16 protein-coding genes are annotated in these 15,308 nt (G+C 37.0%); 6 read left to right on the forward strand and 10 right to left on the reverse strand.

Features of this window, described 5'->3' with window-relative positions; translation table 11 throughout:
* Positions 1–169 precede the first annotated feature (169 nt).
* A complete protein-coding gene (locus tag V3Z67_RS15300; RefSeq protein WP_330444137.1) occupies positions 170–1,432 on the forward strand; it encodes an asparagine synthetase B in 1,263 nt (420 codons plus the stop codon).
* Positions 1,433–1,460: 28 nt separating this feature from the next.
* On the opposite strand, the gene V3Z67_RS15305 is transcribed toward V3Z67_RS15300, so the two are convergent.
* The 7 genes from V3Z67_RS15305 to thrS all read right to left on the reverse strand — a co-directional run bounded on the left by V3Z67_RS15305 (position 1,461) and on the right by thrS (position 8,116).
* Complete coding sequence (locus V3Z67_RS15305) at positions 1,461–2,225, reverse strand: hypothetical protein (protein WP_330444138.1); 765 nt, start codon at positions 2,223–2,225, stop codon at positions 1,461–1,463.
* 35 nt (positions 2,226–2,260) lie between these two features.
* Positions 2,261–3,217 carry a glycosyltransferase family 2 protein gene (locus V3Z67_RS15310; protein WP_330444139.1) on the reverse strand — a complete coding sequence of 319 codons (957 nt, stop codon included), beginning with the start codon at positions 3,215–3,217 and terminating at the stop codon, positions 2,261–2,263.
* A 10-nt stretch (positions 3,218–3,227) separates the two neighbouring features.
* Complete coding sequence (locus V3Z67_RS15315) at positions 3,228–4,703, reverse strand: glucosyltransferase domain-containing protein (RefSeq protein WP_330444140.1); 1,476 nt, start codon at positions 4,701–4,703, stop codon at positions 3,228–3,230.
* A gap of 181 nt (positions 4,704–4,884) precedes the next feature.
* Positions 4,885–5,229, reverse strand: coding sequence for a 50S ribosomal protein L20 (gene rplT / locus V3Z67_RS15320; RefSeq protein WP_035135856.1), 345 nt, complete (start codon positions 5,227–5,229; stop codon positions 4,885–4,887).
* Between the two features lie 99 nt (positions 5,230–5,328).
* Entirely contained in the window at positions 5,329–5,526 is a 198-nt protein-coding gene (rpmI, locus tag V3Z67_RS15325; protein WP_084596089.1) for a 50S ribosomal protein L35, read from the reverse strand.
* Positions 5,527–5,589: 63 nt separating this feature from the next.
* Positions 5,590–6,144 (reverse strand): translation initiation factor IF-3, encoded by a 555-nt coding sequence (infC, locus tag V3Z67_RS15330; RefSeq protein ID WP_442902272.1) that lies wholly within the window; start codon positions 6,142–6,144, stop codon positions 5,590–5,592.
* Between the two features lie 19 nt (positions 6,145–6,163).
* Positions 6,164–8,116: a threonine--tRNA ligase gene (gene thrS / locus V3Z67_RS15335; RefSeq protein WP_330444141.1), complete on the reverse strand. Its 1,953-nt coding sequence runs from the start codon at positions 8,114–8,116 to the stop codon at positions 6,164–6,166.
* Positions 8,117–8,349: 233 nt separating this feature from the next.
* On the opposite strand from thrS, the gene V3Z67_RS15340 reads away from it, so the two are divergent.
* Positions 8,350–8,658 carry a GIY-YIG nuclease family protein gene (locus V3Z67_RS15340; RefSeq protein ID WP_330444142.1) on the forward strand — a complete coding sequence of 103 codons (309 nt, stop codon included), beginning with the start codon at positions 8,350–8,352 and terminating at the stop codon, positions 8,656–8,658.
* A gap of 116 nt (positions 8,659–8,774) precedes the next feature.
* On the opposite strand, the gene V3Z67_RS15345 is transcribed toward V3Z67_RS15340, so the two are convergent.
* Positions 8,775–9,146, reverse strand: coding sequence for a hypothetical protein (locus V3Z67_RS15345; RefSeq protein WP_330444143.1), 372 nt, complete (start codon positions 9,144–9,146; stop codon positions 8,775–8,777).
* Between the two features lie 71 nt (positions 9,147–9,217).
* Entirely contained in the window at positions 9,218–9,724 is a 507-nt protein-coding gene (locus V3Z67_RS15350; protein ID WP_330444144.1) for a hypothetical protein, read from the reverse strand.
* A gap of 140 nt (positions 9,725–9,864) precedes the next feature.
* On the opposite strand from V3Z67_RS15350, the gene V3Z67_RS15355 reads away from it, so the two are divergent.
* Positions 9,865–10,353, forward strand: a complete 489-nt coding sequence (locus tag V3Z67_RS15355) for a hypothetical protein (protein WP_330444145.1) — start codon at positions 9,865–9,867, stop codon at positions 10,351–10,353.
* Between the two features lie 19 nt (positions 10,354–10,372).
* Here the strand turns inward: V3Z67_RS15355 and V3Z67_RS15360 are convergent, their stop codons facing one another.
* Positions 10,373–12,349: a trehalase family glycosidase gene (locus tag V3Z67_RS15360; RefSeq protein ID WP_330444146.1), complete on the reverse strand. Its 1,977-nt coding sequence runs from the start codon at positions 12,347–12,349 to the stop codon at positions 10,373–10,375.
* Positions 12,350–12,639: 290 nt separating this feature from the next.
* Between V3Z67_RS15360 and V3Z67_RS15365 the strand changes: the two genes are divergently transcribed.
* The 3 genes from V3Z67_RS15365 (at position 12,640) to V3Z67_RS15375 (ending at position 14,486) form a co-directional block, all read left to right on the forward strand.
* Positions 12,640–13,119, forward strand: a complete 480-nt coding sequence (locus V3Z67_RS15365) for a hypothetical protein (RefSeq protein WP_330444147.1) — start codon at positions 12,640–12,642, stop codon at positions 13,117–13,119.
* 37 nt (positions 13,120–13,156) lie between these two features.
* Complete coding sequence (locus tag V3Z67_RS15370) at positions 13,157–13,633, forward strand: hypothetical protein (protein ID WP_330444148.1); 477 nt, start codon at positions 13,157–13,159, stop codon at positions 13,631–13,633.
* Between the two features lie 73 nt (positions 13,634–13,706).
* Positions 13,707–14,486 (forward strand): hypothetical protein, encoded by a 780-nt coding sequence (locus V3Z67_RS15375; protein ID WP_330444149.1) that lies wholly within the window; start codon positions 13,707–13,709, stop codon positions 14,484–14,486.
* The last annotated feature ends 822 nt before the right edge of the window (positions 14,487–15,308 follow it).

Genomic DNA, 15,308 nt, shown 5'->3' on the forward strand with positions numbered 1-15,308 from the left:
ACATTATGTAACCTTAAAAAATATAGAAAGCACATCGTTTGGATGTGCTTTTTTTATTTCTTTTTGATACTTTTATAATACCTTAAATTATAAATCGTTACTCTATGTAAACTAATAGCCGTGTATTACCGCAGCTTTTAGTTTATCTTTGAATAAAATCTATTTTAAAATGCTTAAAAAACAATTCATACTCCTATTATTTTTATTGGTTTCGTTTGCGGGTCGTGCTTCCATGATTTTAATACCAATGGATGAAAGTACGCAGCAAAACCATTTAAAAGCATACGGGATAACTTATTGGGTTTTGGAGAAAAATTATAAAGCCAGTTGGCTGCTTAATTACAGGGGAGGTTCGTTTTTGCTTCCTGATGCCGAAGAGATAAGACGTGAATGCCAAATTAGGGGAGTGACTTTTGAAGTAATAAGCGACGGGGAGGCTAAGTCCATTCAGGATGAGATTAGTAGTCCGTCTCAAAATATGGAGACCGTTGTTCTTGAGAAAGCACCTAAGATTGCGGTATACACCCCCGCAGGAAAGCAGCCGTGGGATGATGCCGTAACCTTGGTGCTTACTTATGCCGAGATTCCGTTTGAAAAAATATATGATGAAGAGGTTTTAAACGACGCTTTATTACTATATGACTGGCTACACCTGCACCATGAAGATTTTACAGGACAATACGGTCGGTTTTTTGGAGCCTACCGCAATGCACCGTGGTACATTGAGCAGAAGAAAGAAGCCGAGGCACTGGCGGCAAAACTGGGGTACAGTAAAGTATCTGAAGAGAAACTGGCTGTTGCTAATAAAATAAGGAATTTTGTAATAGGTGGCGGCTTTATGTTTGCAATGTGTTCGGCTACCGATAGTTTTGATATTGCCCTTTCGGCAGAAGGAGTAGATATTTGTGAAACTATGTTTGACGGAGATCCTAGTGATCCAAACTATCAGGCGAGTATTGATTACAACAAAACAATGGCGTTTAAAGATTTCCATTTGGAGCGTAACCCTGTGGTTTATGAGTTCTCAGATATTGATATGACCACCAAGCGTAAGGTGCTTATGGATAACGATTATTTTACGCTAATGGAGTATTCGGCAAAGTGGGACCCAATCCCTACAATGCTTTGCCAAAACCATACACAACTGGTAAAAGGTTTTATGGGGCAAACCACATCGTTTGATGAAAGTTTAGTAAAATCGAATGTACTTATAATGGGGCAAAATCTTCAAAACGGAGAAGCCCGTTACATACATGGTACTAAAGGAAAAGGGATGTTCACTTTTTACGGAGGGCATGATCCCGAAGATTATCAGCATAGAGTAGGTGATGCACCTACTGTGTTAGATTTGCACCCTAATTCACCGGGCTACAGGCTAATATTAAATAATGTGTTGTTCCCGGCAGCAAGGAAAAAGAAACTTAAAACATAATAAAAAAGTCCGCTATAAGCGGACTTTTTTATTCGAAAGCAACCTTGTCTCTGTTGTTTTCTATATACTGTATATTTTGTTCAAAATATTTGAGCATAGATTTGTTTAGGAATTTTTTCCAGTCGGTATTTTCATTTCGATATACGCTTAACCATGCCATTGCATAGGCGGCGACTTCTTCCGGTAAATAGCCCGTACTCGATGTTTCGTGTAAGGTGCTCAGATCACTATTCTTTGTAATTGAATAGCTAAACCTTGAATTGCCTATAAATATGCCAAAGCCATAAACAATTGCAAAGAGTTCGGTAAGGTATCCGTTAGATTCTTCCAGCTCTTCTTTCGAAAGTAATATATGATAACATAATTCATATGCTATAGTAGATATTAAGCTGTATGGAGATTTTAATAACTCATTTTCAATATAGATGGTTGTCTCTCCGTTGTCGTTGTTGTAGCTGCCAATATAATCATTAGATGTACCATAGATGTCTTTTGAAGATGAAGTTAATATACGTCTGTTATCCATTTTGACAGAGAAGTTTTTTACAAACTTCAGCTTAATGTTTTCATCGTCAATATTCAGGAAAATCTTCGTTTGTTCCAGTATATGACGGGCGTTTTCTTCAGTGCCGTTAAATTCTAAATTATAATACTGTTTTGTGGGTAATATAATGTCAAGCTCATTAAAGGCATTTTTGTCAAGTAATGATTCTTTTATGAAAAGTAATTCACCCTCTATCCATTCTTTATCTTCAGGAGTGACTGTAGGTTTATATTTTTTATTCCAAAACATAAGGCGCAGCTTTTGGTTACTATATAAGTTATAAATTAATCTACTCTTTTATCTATAAAATAGCGGGGTCTCTTTTTTACTTCAAGGTAAATTTTACCAATGTATTCGCCAATTATACCAAAGCAAAATAATTGCACTCCTCCTAAAAAGTACATAGGCAGTACAGTTGATAGCCATCCCGGTACTACCTGCCCGGTAAACATGGCGATTAAGGCGTAGCCCGACATTAAGAGGCAAATAAAAAATACTGCAAAACCTATTATGGTAACTAACTTTAACGGGTAGTTGCTAAATGATGTAATACCATTCCAGGCAAATGACAGCATTTTTTTAAAAGGATATTTTGACTCTCCGGCAAAACGTTCCAGCCTGTTATAGTAAACCACATCGTTAGAAAAGCCTATGGATGGTATTATTCCTCTAAGGAAAAGGTTTACTTCGTCAAACTCTGCCAATGCGTTTAAAACCCTGCTGCTGCACAGTCTGTAATCGGCATGATTATGTACTATGTTTACCTTCATTTTTTTCATGAGGTTGTAAAAGATAAGTGCAGTATTTCGTTTAAAACCAGAGTCGGTAGTCCTTTCCTTTCTTACGGCATATAATACATCAGTACCAGCTTTGTGTTTTACAATCATTTCTTCAATAACAGAAACATCATCCTGTAAATCGGCATCAATGGAGATAAGGGCAGAGGCTTCATCTTTAAATGTAAGCAGTCCTGCAAGCAAAGCTTTTTGGTGGCCTACATTTCCTGCAAGCTTTAAACCTTTTACAGGTGTGTAGCGGTTACTGTTTTCCTCTATAAGTTTCCAGGTGTTATCGTTACTGCCATCGTCTACAAAAGCTATAAAACTTTGATGAGATATTATATTTTTGGCAATAAGTCCTTCAATCACACCATTCAGCTGTTTTGCTGTTTCATTAAGTACCTGCTCCTCATTGTAGCAAGGTGAAATTATTCCTATTATGGGTGTGGTTGTTTGCTGCATAAATGTAAAGTTATTGTTCAAATGGTAACGGAACACCTTTTTCGGTTCCTAATTTTACCAGAATTACATCTCCCACTTTTTTAACCGATTCAGGGTTAGGCCAGGTAGGCATAGTTTTTAGAGAATCTACTGCATTATAGTAAGATGGTCTGTAGTCCATAAATCGGTAATCGGCTATATCGGTAACTTTAAAAAAGTTTATTATTCTCCAGTTGTTTCCGTTATCCCAGTGAAATAATGATCCTCCAAATATTTCAGCGTTTTCCAGCCTGTATTTATTGTGGTGCTCCCAAGGCAGGCATCCGTAGAAATATACATAATCTTTGGCAGGGTTAAACTCAGGATACTTACGGTTTATAAGAAAATCTATTTTTTTTGCTGTTTCCTTATCGTGGTTATATATTCTGTTTGCCGAATAAAATAACGATGTAATAAAGTAAATATGGGTAATACATATAATACCGCAAAGCTGTACATACTGCTTTTGGAATTTTACATTAGGAATATGATGGGTTACTATAAAAGCAAATACAATTCCTGTTGTAAGATATATGCGTGGCGGATGATAACCACTTGTGATTACAAATGAAAATCCATAGGGTATAAGTAACAAAGAAATTAAGCAAATTAATCGTAAAAGGATATGCTTCCCTAAAAGAGATTTAAGTGCTGCAATAGCTATGAGGGCAACAACAATTGGGTAGAGCATATTACCATAATAAAAGCCTCCCGAAAGGTTTTCCTCCAGTATGGTTTTGATGGTTTCAAGCATGTTTGCATTGCCTGATGTATATGATGAAAGGTAGGCGCCACTAGCCTGAGGACTTAGTATTTTTACAGATATATAATAAAGTATGGCAGAGCTTATCATTAGTAAGCCGAAAAACAATACTTCTTTGAGTTTACTTTTTGTGTTGAAGCTGTCGCTAAAAGTTTGCTGAAAAAAGTAGGCAACAAATACAGCTATGGGAACCAGGGCTAGTGCCTGATAGCATGCTACCGCAAACATTATAAGCAATGCAGCGATGCATAAATTACTGTATTTTTTAATTATTGAGGGGGAAGAGTAATTTTCGGTAAACAGCCTTGTTCCTGTTACGGCAGCCAGAAACCCTATTGGAACTACATCTGCCTGCATTGTAAACACTATTGAATAGGCTATTTGTGGTATTGATACAAACAGGGCACAAAATACATAAGCCTTAATATTAGTAAACTTAAAAACTTTTGTCAGTTCCACAGCAGTAAGACTCAGAGCTAGGAGTCCTAACAGCATTGTGAAATAAGGTAAATGCCCGTTAAAAATGTGGTAACGTATTAGGTTAGTACCCCATCGTCCATGTTCTAACGAAAATGTTGAATAAATAGGTGACTCGCTATCTACAGTGAGGGTGTAATTTGTAAGAGCAAACCCATAAGTAATAACAGCAATAAAGCAGGAAAATAAAAATAGCCTTGCTCCGGTAGCATTTATCTTGTGTTGCATAAAGGTGTGTGTTTATTGGCTGGTTTATGCTTTATTTAAAACGATTAGTTTTGTATCAAATTTTGACTAAAGATAGTTAAATTCTATAATCAAAAAAATGGGAGTTAATTTTGTGTGTAAATAAAAAACCCGCTCATTGAGCGGGTTTTATTATAAGTAAGATAATATATTGTTTACGTAATTATTTAACTTTATTAACGATAGCTGCAAAAGCTTCAGGGTGGTTCATAGCTAGGTCAGCAAGAACTTTACGATTAAGTTCAATACCGTTAGCTTTCACTTTACCCATGAATTGAGAGTAGCTCATTCCGTGTAGTCTTGCACCAGCGTTGATACGCATAATCCATAGAGAACGGAAGTTTCTCTTCTTTTGTTTTCTGTCACGGTAAGAGTAAGCCATTGCTTTCTCAACCGCGTTTTTAGCTACTGTCCAAACGTTTTTACGTCTTCCAAAGTATCCTTTGGCTTGCTTCAATACTCTTTTTCTTCTAGCTCTTGAAGCAACTGAATTTACTGCTCTTGGCATAATTTTAAATGTTTTTTGTAGTAGGCGCTCCGTTATTAATAGGGAGACTTAAAAAGCCATACTCCAGGGTTATTAAATTGTTTTAACCGGACTTATATATTAGATAAGTCTTAATTGCTCTTTCACGCTTCTTTCGTCAACTTTGTGAACAAGAGTTGAGTGAGTAAGAGCCAGCTTACGCTTTTTAGATTTTTTTGTCAGGATGTGACTTTTGAAAGCGTGCTTTCTTTTGATTTTACCAGAACCTGTAAGCTTAAAACGCTTTTTAGCACTGGATTTAGTTTTCATCTTAGGCATTTTCTTCCTGTATTTAGTTATCTTACTTACTTGTTTTTAAAACTTTAAGGCTGTTATACCTTATTATTTCTTTTTCTTAGGAGCGATAAACATAATCATTCTTTTACCTTCAAGAACCGGCATAGATTCTACTTTACCGTACTCTTCAAGATCCTGGGCAAGCCTTAAAAGAAGTATTTGTCCCTGCTCTTTGTATATGATAGAACGTCCTTTAAAGAATACAAAAGCTTTTAGTTTTGAACCCTCTTTAAGGAATTTCTCAGCATTTTTCTTTTTAAACTCGTAATCGTGCTCATCGGTTTGAGGACCAAAACGAATTTCCTTCACAGTAATTTGTGAAGATTTTGCTTTAAGCATTTTATCACGTTTCTTTTGCTCATAAAGAAACTTTTTATAATCCATGATCTTGCATACAGGAGGTGCAGCATTTGGAGAGATCTCTACCAAATCCAGTTCCATCTCCTCTGCCATTTGCAGAGCTTTAGAAGTGTTGTAAACACCCGGTTCCACATTATCACCCACCAGCCTGATTTCAGGTACACGGATGTAACTGTTTATCCTGTGCGGATCTTTTTTCTCTACGCGAGGTTGGTATCCTCTGTTGTTTCTTATTGCTATGGCTATAAAAATTTAAATGTTAAACTTCAAATGGTTTTAATGTCTTATTTACTTCTTCCTCTACAAGGGCAGCAAATTGTTCTATAGACATTGTTTGGTTCGATTTACCTGCGTCTCCGTGACGGCGCACAGATATCGTTCCGTTTTTCTCTTCTTCTTCTCCCACAATCAGCATAAACGGAAGCTTTTGAACTTCGGCTTCGCGAATCTTCTTACCAATCGTTTCGTTTCTGTTATCAATTAGGGCGCGAATTTCGTGATTTTCCAGCAAATCTAAAACTTTTTTAGCATAATTTTCATATTTCTCACTAAGAGACAGTATGATAGCCTGCTCCGGCATTAACCAAAGCGGGAAGTTTCCGGCTGTATTTTCAAGTAAAATCGCAATGAATCTTTCCATTGATCCAAATGGCGCACGGTGAATCATTACAGGGCGGTGAAGCTCATTATCAGCACCTTTGTATGTTAGGTCAAAACGCTCCGGCAGGTTATAATCTACCTGAATTGTTCCAAGCTGCCACTGTCTGCCCAATGCATCTTTCACCATAAAGTCAAGCTTAGGACCGTAGAAAGCCGCTTCGCCATACTCAACCACAGTGTTAAGACCTTTGTCTTTAGCTGCATTGATAATAGCGTTTTCTGCTTTTTCCCAGTTCTCCTCAGTACCAATGTATTTTTCTCTGTCTTCCTTATCACGAAGTGATATTTGTGCACTGAAGTTTTCAAATCCAAGCGAACCGAATACATAAAGTACTAGGTCGATTACTTTTTTGAATTCTTCATCCAGCTGATCAGGAGTACAGAAAATGTGTGCATCATCCTGAGTAAATCCGCGAACACGTGTTAAACCGTGAAGCTCACCACTTTGCTCATAACGGTACACAGTACCAAACTCAGCATAACGTTTAGGCAGGTCTTTGTACGACCATGGTTTTGTATTATAGATCTCGCAGTGATGCGGACAGTTCATTGGTTTTAGTAGGAACTCTTCCCCTTCGTTTGGAGTATGGATAGGCTGGAAGCTGTCTGCCCCATATTTTGCATAGTGGCCTGAAGTTACATAAAGTTCCTTTTGACCAATGTGCGGACTCACAACCTGCTCGTATCCGGCTTTCTTCTGTGCTTTTTTAAGGAACTGTTCAAGGCGGTCACGTAGCGCAGCACCTTTAGGTAACCATAAAGGTAAACCTTGTCCTACTTTGCTTGAAAATGCAAAAAGCTCAAGCTCTTTACCCAGTTTCCTGTGGTCACGTCTTTTAGCCTCTTCCAATAACTCAAGATATTCTGTAAGCTCTTTTTGTTTAGGGAAAGATATACCGTATACACGTGTAAGCTGTTTGTTTTTCTCGTCACCTCTCCAGTAAGCACCGGCAACGCTCATAATTTTTACCGCCTTAATGATACCTGTGTTTGGGATGTGCCCACCACGACATAAATCGGTAAAGGTAGCGTGGTCACAAAAAGTGATAGTACCGTCTTCCAGGTTCTCAATAAGCTCAACCTTATATGGGTTGTTTTCGCTTTTATAAAAATCAAGCGCCTCAGCTTTTGTAGCCGAACGCATTTTAAATTCATGTTTCTCTCTGGAAATGGCAAGCACTCGGTCTTCAATCGCTTTGAAGTCCTTATCGGTAATAGTTTGATCGCCAAAATCTACGTCATAGTAAAAACCATTGTCAATAGCCGGACCAATAGTAAGTTTGATGCCCGGGTACATTTCCTGCAAAGCCTGTGCCAAAACGTGAGAAGTAGAGTGCCAAAAAGCCTTTTTACCCTCTTTATCGTTCCAGGTGTATAATATTAATGAACCGTCGGTCGTCAGTGGGGTTTTAGTTTCAACAGTTGTACCATTAAAGGAAGCCGAGATTACGTTTCTTGCTAATCCTTCACTAATGCTCATGGCAACGTCTATTGGCGTTACCCCTGCGTCAAATTTTTTGACTGAACCGTCCGGTAATGTAATATTTATCATTATTAAAATTTTATTGAATGCAAATATAATGTATTAACTGTACAAAGGCAATATGGTAAGTAATTAGATTTTGTAGAATTTAAATATTGAAAAAGTTGCCATATGAGATTTCTCGATTCCGTTACACTTCACTCGAAATGGAACAAATTTCAATAAACGTGAGGCTAGTTTTTTCCATTTCGACCGAAACGAAGTGGACTGGAGAAATCTAGGTAAAATCCTTACATTTGAATATGTTTCAAACTCTAGGGCAGCATAATTATTTTGTTTACATTCTTACTAATAAAAGTAAGAGAGTTTTATATATAGGTTTTACTACTAATTTAAAAGATAGATTACATTTTCATCAAAACCAGGAAGCGCACTTAAAATCATTTACGGCGAGATACAATTGTTTTTATCTTATTTACTGGGAACATTACACTGATGTTCAGTTGGCAATTGACAGAGAAACTCAATTAAAAAAATGGAGTAGAATTAAAAAAGATGATTTGATAAATAAGGTTAATCCTGATTGGAGATTTTTAAATGAAGAAATTTAAGATTTCTCGATTCCGTTTCACTCCACTCGAAATGGAACAAATTTCAACAAACGGGAGACTGGTTTTTTCCATTTCGTCCGAAACGCAGTGAAGTGGAGAAATCTTTCTTTTAAAATTTATATATAATCCTCAACATCATCTACACTTATCCATTCTTCCATATCAGGAAGAACAGTTTCTTTTATAAAAGAGAAAAAGTTTGGATATTCTTTTTTAACAACATTCCAATCGTCATTATTAGAACCGAAGGATAAATGGAAAACAAGAACATTTTCCTGAATTATTCCGTTTTTTATTTCAAAACCGGCAAAAGTATCCATGTCCTGTCTGCTTGCAAAAGTCATCACTTCACGGTTCTTTGCTTCAATACTAAAACGCTCATTAGCAAAATGTTTTTCGCTTAATTGAGGTTCAATGTGCCACGGAATAAACTTAGTCATATTTAGCTTAGAGAACCATAGGTATGGGGTAGGGTAATTGCTGTTCACTGTTATTAAGTTTTTAAACTAAAATCCCACTCATTGAGCGGGATTTTTTTTATAGATGTAATCGTTATATCCTAGTGATTGTCATGTTCATCATGATCGTGGCCTTCGTGGTCGTGATCTTCATGCTCTTCGGCTTTAAAGTCGGCTCTTATTTCAGGGTGGCTTATTTCGCCTCCAGTATGTCCGGTTTCATAACCAAAGTAACCGACAACACCGCTAAACAGTAAAACTACAATAGCGATACCTTTACCAAACGACTTGTTTTTAAAACTTGCCCAAAGTCCGATAAGGCTAAGTCCGCCCAGTATATAGCAAAGCATGGCAAGCGTTTCGGCTTTCTCTTCGTGTTCATGAATTAAATGATGATCGGCACCCAGGTGTTCCACAATTTCTTCGGCACCTTCGCCGGTAGCCATTGCCGGGATAGCAAATAAAGCAGTTAGTACAAAAATAAAGTAAGCAGCACGCTTTACAGCTTCCGAACCCGAAATGAATCCGCCAAGCATAATTACAAGTCCTATAATAGGAGTAATGATAGGCAGGTGGTTTACTACCAGGTGAAATTGAGCATCATTCATAGTAAAAGTTAGTTTTTGTTTTGCTTCAAAGTTAACTTTATTTTTAAATTATAAAACACTACAAATAAAAAGATAATGTTATTTCTTATAAAAACGTTAAAATTACTAACTTAGTAGAGCAACCTAAAAACCATAACCCTATGAACCGCATTGTTATTTTACTAGCAGTGTTTGCTTTGTATTCCTGCAAGCGGGAAGCCAAAGAAGAACCGGAAGGAAATGAAACAACTACCGAAATGCAGCAAAATACTAACGGACCTAATACCGATGCCGACTCCCCGCATGCAAAACTCGTTATGGCTGCCGAGCAGTATATGCTGGATAAACCTACGGTTATTGTAGTAGCATTAAACTCTAATCAGATTAACGATTTAAAAAAAGAAATAGGAGATGGTAGTTTTTATACTCTGGCCGATGAGAATATGTTGTATCATGATGCGGTAACCTCCCGTATGGATTCGTTAAAAATAGATATAAAGTATACCCAAAAAAATGTGGTATACATTAATAAAGGAGAGCAGAGGCAGGTAATTGTAAAAGAAGCCGACTTCCCCCTGTACGCCTATTTTTACTTTGACGGAAAAAACGTAACCAGAACCGATGCCTTTAAGTTAATGGATAAAAAGTAGGTTAACGATAAGCGTTTTTTTACTCCCCAAAAACCACATCGGGGTTTTCTAAATTATCCAGTTTTTGAATGTACTCCTGCGGCAGTAATGAAAGCCCGTACTGGTAAGACGCATTCATCCACCCAAAGCCCGACTTTGTAATGTAAGCAAATTCGGTTCCTACGTTTCCATACTCGGCATATACCTTATGGGTGGTGTTTACCACATCATACTTTTCGGGTATTGTACCGTTATAATCAACCGCGTTTTGGGTAATGGTCCACAGCCAGCGGTATATCAGTTCGCGTGCTTCTTTTTCGTAGCCATAATCAATAAGTCCTTTCCATAACAACATTTGGTGCGGAGCCCACCCGTTAGGGTAGTCCCACTGGCGTTGTACCTCGCTGGTTTTGTATTTCTTTACCGATTGTTTTGTAGATGCCAGTATACCGCCCTTAGCTTTGAGGTCACTCATTAGTATAGGTACCATCTTTTCGGCTTGCTCATGGGTGCATAATCCAGCCCATAGCGGAAAGAAATTGGTAGCCGACATATAATCAGTTATTTGTTCCTTCTTAAAGTTGTAGTCAAAAAAGCAGCCTGCTTTTTCGTTCCACATATATTTTTCCATGAGTTCACGGTGGTCGGCAGCCTTTTCGCTCCAGTAAGCCGATGTGTAGGTTTTTCCGTTTACGGTAAAACTGTCCTTAAAATAAGTACCTATTAAAAACTCAAAATCTTTCTCGTATTTATACAGCAGGGCATTGATGTCAACACAATTCAGGTCGGCAGCAATATTATCCAGTCGCCAGCTGGTATCGTGTCCGCTTTCACGTAGGGTACGGTCGTGCGTAAAGTAACGATCAAGAGTACTGTCTTTAATTACTCCGGCTTTGTATAGTTTTTCAAATTCCTCCACCGCAATTTTGTGCCTGTCGGCATATTCCTGCAATACCGCTTTAAAATGCCCTGGTTCTGTTTCCGGCGGAATACCTTTTCCGCTAGCGTAAAAACGGTTAAGTCCAGTAGAGGGTGTGTATCTCTTGCTTTGCATCCATACATTTTCATACTCCGTTATGGCAGTGGCAACGCATTCCTCCAGCCATTTTTTATCTTTAGGATGCATAGCAGCATACACTTCTCTTATGTAAGATGAAAGGAACGGAGGTTGCGTGCGGGTTAAATAATAGGAACGATTGGCATTTAGTATTTTTCCGTAATGCCTAATCTGATAGCAAAAATTATCTACCATCCCTTTGGCAAGATCCAGCCTGTGGTCAATAATAAGACCTACCCCCTCAAAGTAACTGTCCCAGCCGTACATCTCGTTAAAACGTCCGCCGGGGACTACAAATGGAACTCCTTTGTTGTTTTCTATTTTAAGTGCTAAAATACCGGGCATGTTGTTAATAGACTCTACATATTCGGGAGTAATATTTTCCGGAAGTACAACCACCTCAAGTTTCGGCATCTTTTTTTGCAGGTTCTGGAAATAGGCAATCCCTACCTGATCATCATACGGAACATAAATGCGCCTGCGCTCATCATGCATTTTATCATCGTCCATAATTCGGTTAATCCCTTTTTCGTCAATAGTACGGGTCAGGTCGTCCCAAAACTGGGTTTTTATGCGTCGTGATATGCGTTCGGCAGGCGGTTCCTGTATCTGTCTAAGGGTAATAAGGGCTGTATCCTGTGCATTTTCGTTTGCAATGGCAAGTTCCTGCAACAGGTTAGACAGGTAATAGGTATTACGTATAATAACGGTGTCCCCTTTAGTACTTACTAAAAAGTAATCTTTGTTAGGGGCATCGTCTTTGGTTATTTTCTTATCGCCGTCGGTGTCATATCCGGCAAGTAGTTCCTGCATGGTTCTGTTTACCGGAAGGTCAAACACGGTTTGGCTTTCAACAAATTTATCGTTACAACTCATAAAAGTACCAGATATACTTATGGCTACGCCTATACCTATATATATAAGAGTACGTGTAGCATTTGGTTTATTATTGTGGCTCATTTTTAAAAGTATTTAAAAGTGAGAAAGCTTAAAAATAGTAAATTCTTACAGCTTTTAAAATTGTAAGACATTGCTTAACATAATATTAGTATGTGTTCAAAATTAAAGGGGGTTATATTGCTAAATCCTAAAAATAACAGGGATAAAATTATCAGGAGCATAATGAGCGGGCGGTGTCGGTAAACCATTTTCCCGCTTTCGCCTGTATCCTTTCACTGCATTACAGGGATGTCGGCTCTATCGGGGCTAAAGTATAAAGGCTATTTGTTATATTTGGAAAAATAATAAAAATGACCACCCTTATCTTTCAAATATCAGCACAAGATTGCATGGTGCTTACTGTAATAGCTCTATGGTTATTTGTTTTACTATGGTTTAAAAGGAATAACCTGAAATTGAAGCGTTCACAAAAAATACTGACATCTGAATATAAAGCCAAACTCCGTGATGACGGGATTAAAATAACACTCTCCTTTGATGATTACACGGTTAAAGAAAAAAAGCGTTATGCTACTGTACGTGCAAAAGATTACTATAGTGATAGCTTGAAGTCGGCTATGTACAACAGTCATGATGAAATAGAGCTAGAGTATATAGATAGTATAATTGAGGCAAATATAGAGATAGATGGTTTAATTCATACTTTTGAGTGTAGTGTGCCTCTTGATAAAGACAATTTGTTAATTAAGCTTTATATGCAAAAAGAGATTAATGTATATTATTACCCCGATACGGAAGGTTACTTTTTTGATCTACATTTTTTAGATTAATGTGTGTTGTGACGATTAATGATGTAAAATAAATTTCATGCTTTTTATGAGTAGTATTGGTAATTATATAATCCTTATTGCGATAATCGCTATGCTTGTATTTCTTATTAGGGAGAAAGTTAACCGTCGTAAAGATGAGCGTTTGCAAAAACTGCAGCAATCAGAGTATAAAAACCGATTGATGAAAGAGGGGGATAAAATAATAGTTCCCTTTGATAACTGTAAGGTAACAACATCAAAAAGGTACACTACAAAGCCGGCATCGGGAGGATACAGAGCACAGGCGCTCAATTCGCTACTGGATTCCCGTAATGCCGAAGTAACAACCCAACACATATCCAGTACCATTGAAGTAAAGGTTAAAATTAACGGCTCAACAAAAACTTTAAAAAGCGATAGTTTTCCTGTAGGTAAGGAAACGCTGCTAGCTAAACTATATATGCAAAAGGAAATAGAAGTGTATTATGATGTGCATACACGTGATTATTTCATCAATCTCCATTTCCTGGATTAATACCTAATTATATAGGTGTAGTTCAAAAACCTTTATTACTATATTTAGAAATCAGTAAAAGCAAATCAATTATATGTCCTTCGCTAAAGCATGCTTATTATATATCTTTTGTACTTTCTTTATTAATAGTGTGTGTGCTCAGGAAACAGATGTGGGTAGGGAGTATTTCTTTTTAGATTATGTTGTTACCCAAAACGGAGATACTATATATGGAGCTGTGAAAGAGGAGTTGCTTAAAACCTATCTCCTGAAATTTGATAATGATAAAGACCAATCGTTTACCAGATATGAGGCCGATAAGCTGAAAGGGTATCGTTATAATGGTTATGTTACTACTAATAAAGAGCCAAAAGACGGTATCTATACCGGACTCAATGCTAAAAAGGATACTTCAATCGATAATCACGATGATTACCTTATAAAAAATAACGACACTATATATGGTGATGTATATAAGCCTTTGCTGGGTTCCCGTTACATTATTTCCAAACAGGGGAAGAAAATGAAGTTTAAGGGTGAACTGGGTTTGGTGTATAAAACAGGTCAGTATATATATGAGTATAGGGATAAACCAAAAGTAGAAACGCTCGATTCAAAAGAAGATTGGCTCTTGTTACTATATAAAGGTAAAGATTTAAAGCTGTACGGATATGCTACCGGTCATCAGGGTACCTGTTATTTTATAGAAAAGGATAGCGAAATGCATCTTTTACGTATGGATGAAGACTGGTTTGAGCTACTAAGTAGATTATTTGTAGATAAACCAAGCGTACTTAACCATTTTAAATCAGGTTTTTTAGGTTTTGAAAATATATATCTGGCAGTGCGTTACTATGATGAGCATTCTAATTAAGTAATCATTACACCATATATAATAGAGTATGGGGGTATTCTTATATATAGTATAGCTGTCTTCAGTCTATTCTCTATTATCTCAAGTCGTTTCAAGTCTCTCTCAAAAAAAACTTTCGCTTTCAAAACACACCTATTCAGTTAGTTATAAAATAGCGTTAAAAAAACATTAAAAAAACAGTACTAAAAGTTTGTAAAAGTAGAAAAGATGGCTACTTTTGCACCCGCAATAACAGCAAGGTTCTTTGGTGATGTAAGTGTCCTGAAACCCTTTTAAATAAAGGGAGTAGCTTTAAAAAGCTTCGAAAAAAAAGTTTAGAAAATATTTGCAGAAAAGAAAAACTTTACTACTTTTGCATCCGCAATAACAGCGACGTACATTGATAAATTGAGACCGGTATTTAAGTGATATATTGAATAAAGAAAATCACTTAAATTAACCGAAAAAAAATAATCAAAAAGATTTGCAGGTTAAGGGAAAAAGATATTACCTTTGCCTTCCTGTTTTGAGCGATCGAAACAGCGGAAATCACTGATATTTTTACCGGTTTAAAGCTTTTAAAATGAAAGAAATTTTTTTCTAAAAAAAAAGCTTGCAGGTTTAAAAATAAGTTGTAGTTTTGCAGCCGCTTTGAGAGACAAACACTGAGAGGTGTTGGTTGAGGAGCGATTAAGAAATAAGAAGACACGTTCATAGACATATTGGATTGACAGCATAAAGAGAGAGTAAGAAACTCGATTTATCGAAAAAACAGACCTAGCAATAAAGATCGTAAAAACATTAAAAATATACGATGAAGAGTTTGATCCTGGCTCAGGATGA

The sequence above is a fragment of the Flavobacterium sp. C4GT6 genome (genome assembly GCF_036347315.1).
Lineage (GTDB): Bacteria > Bacteroidota > Bacteroidia > Flavobacteriales > Flavobacteriaceae > Flavobacterium.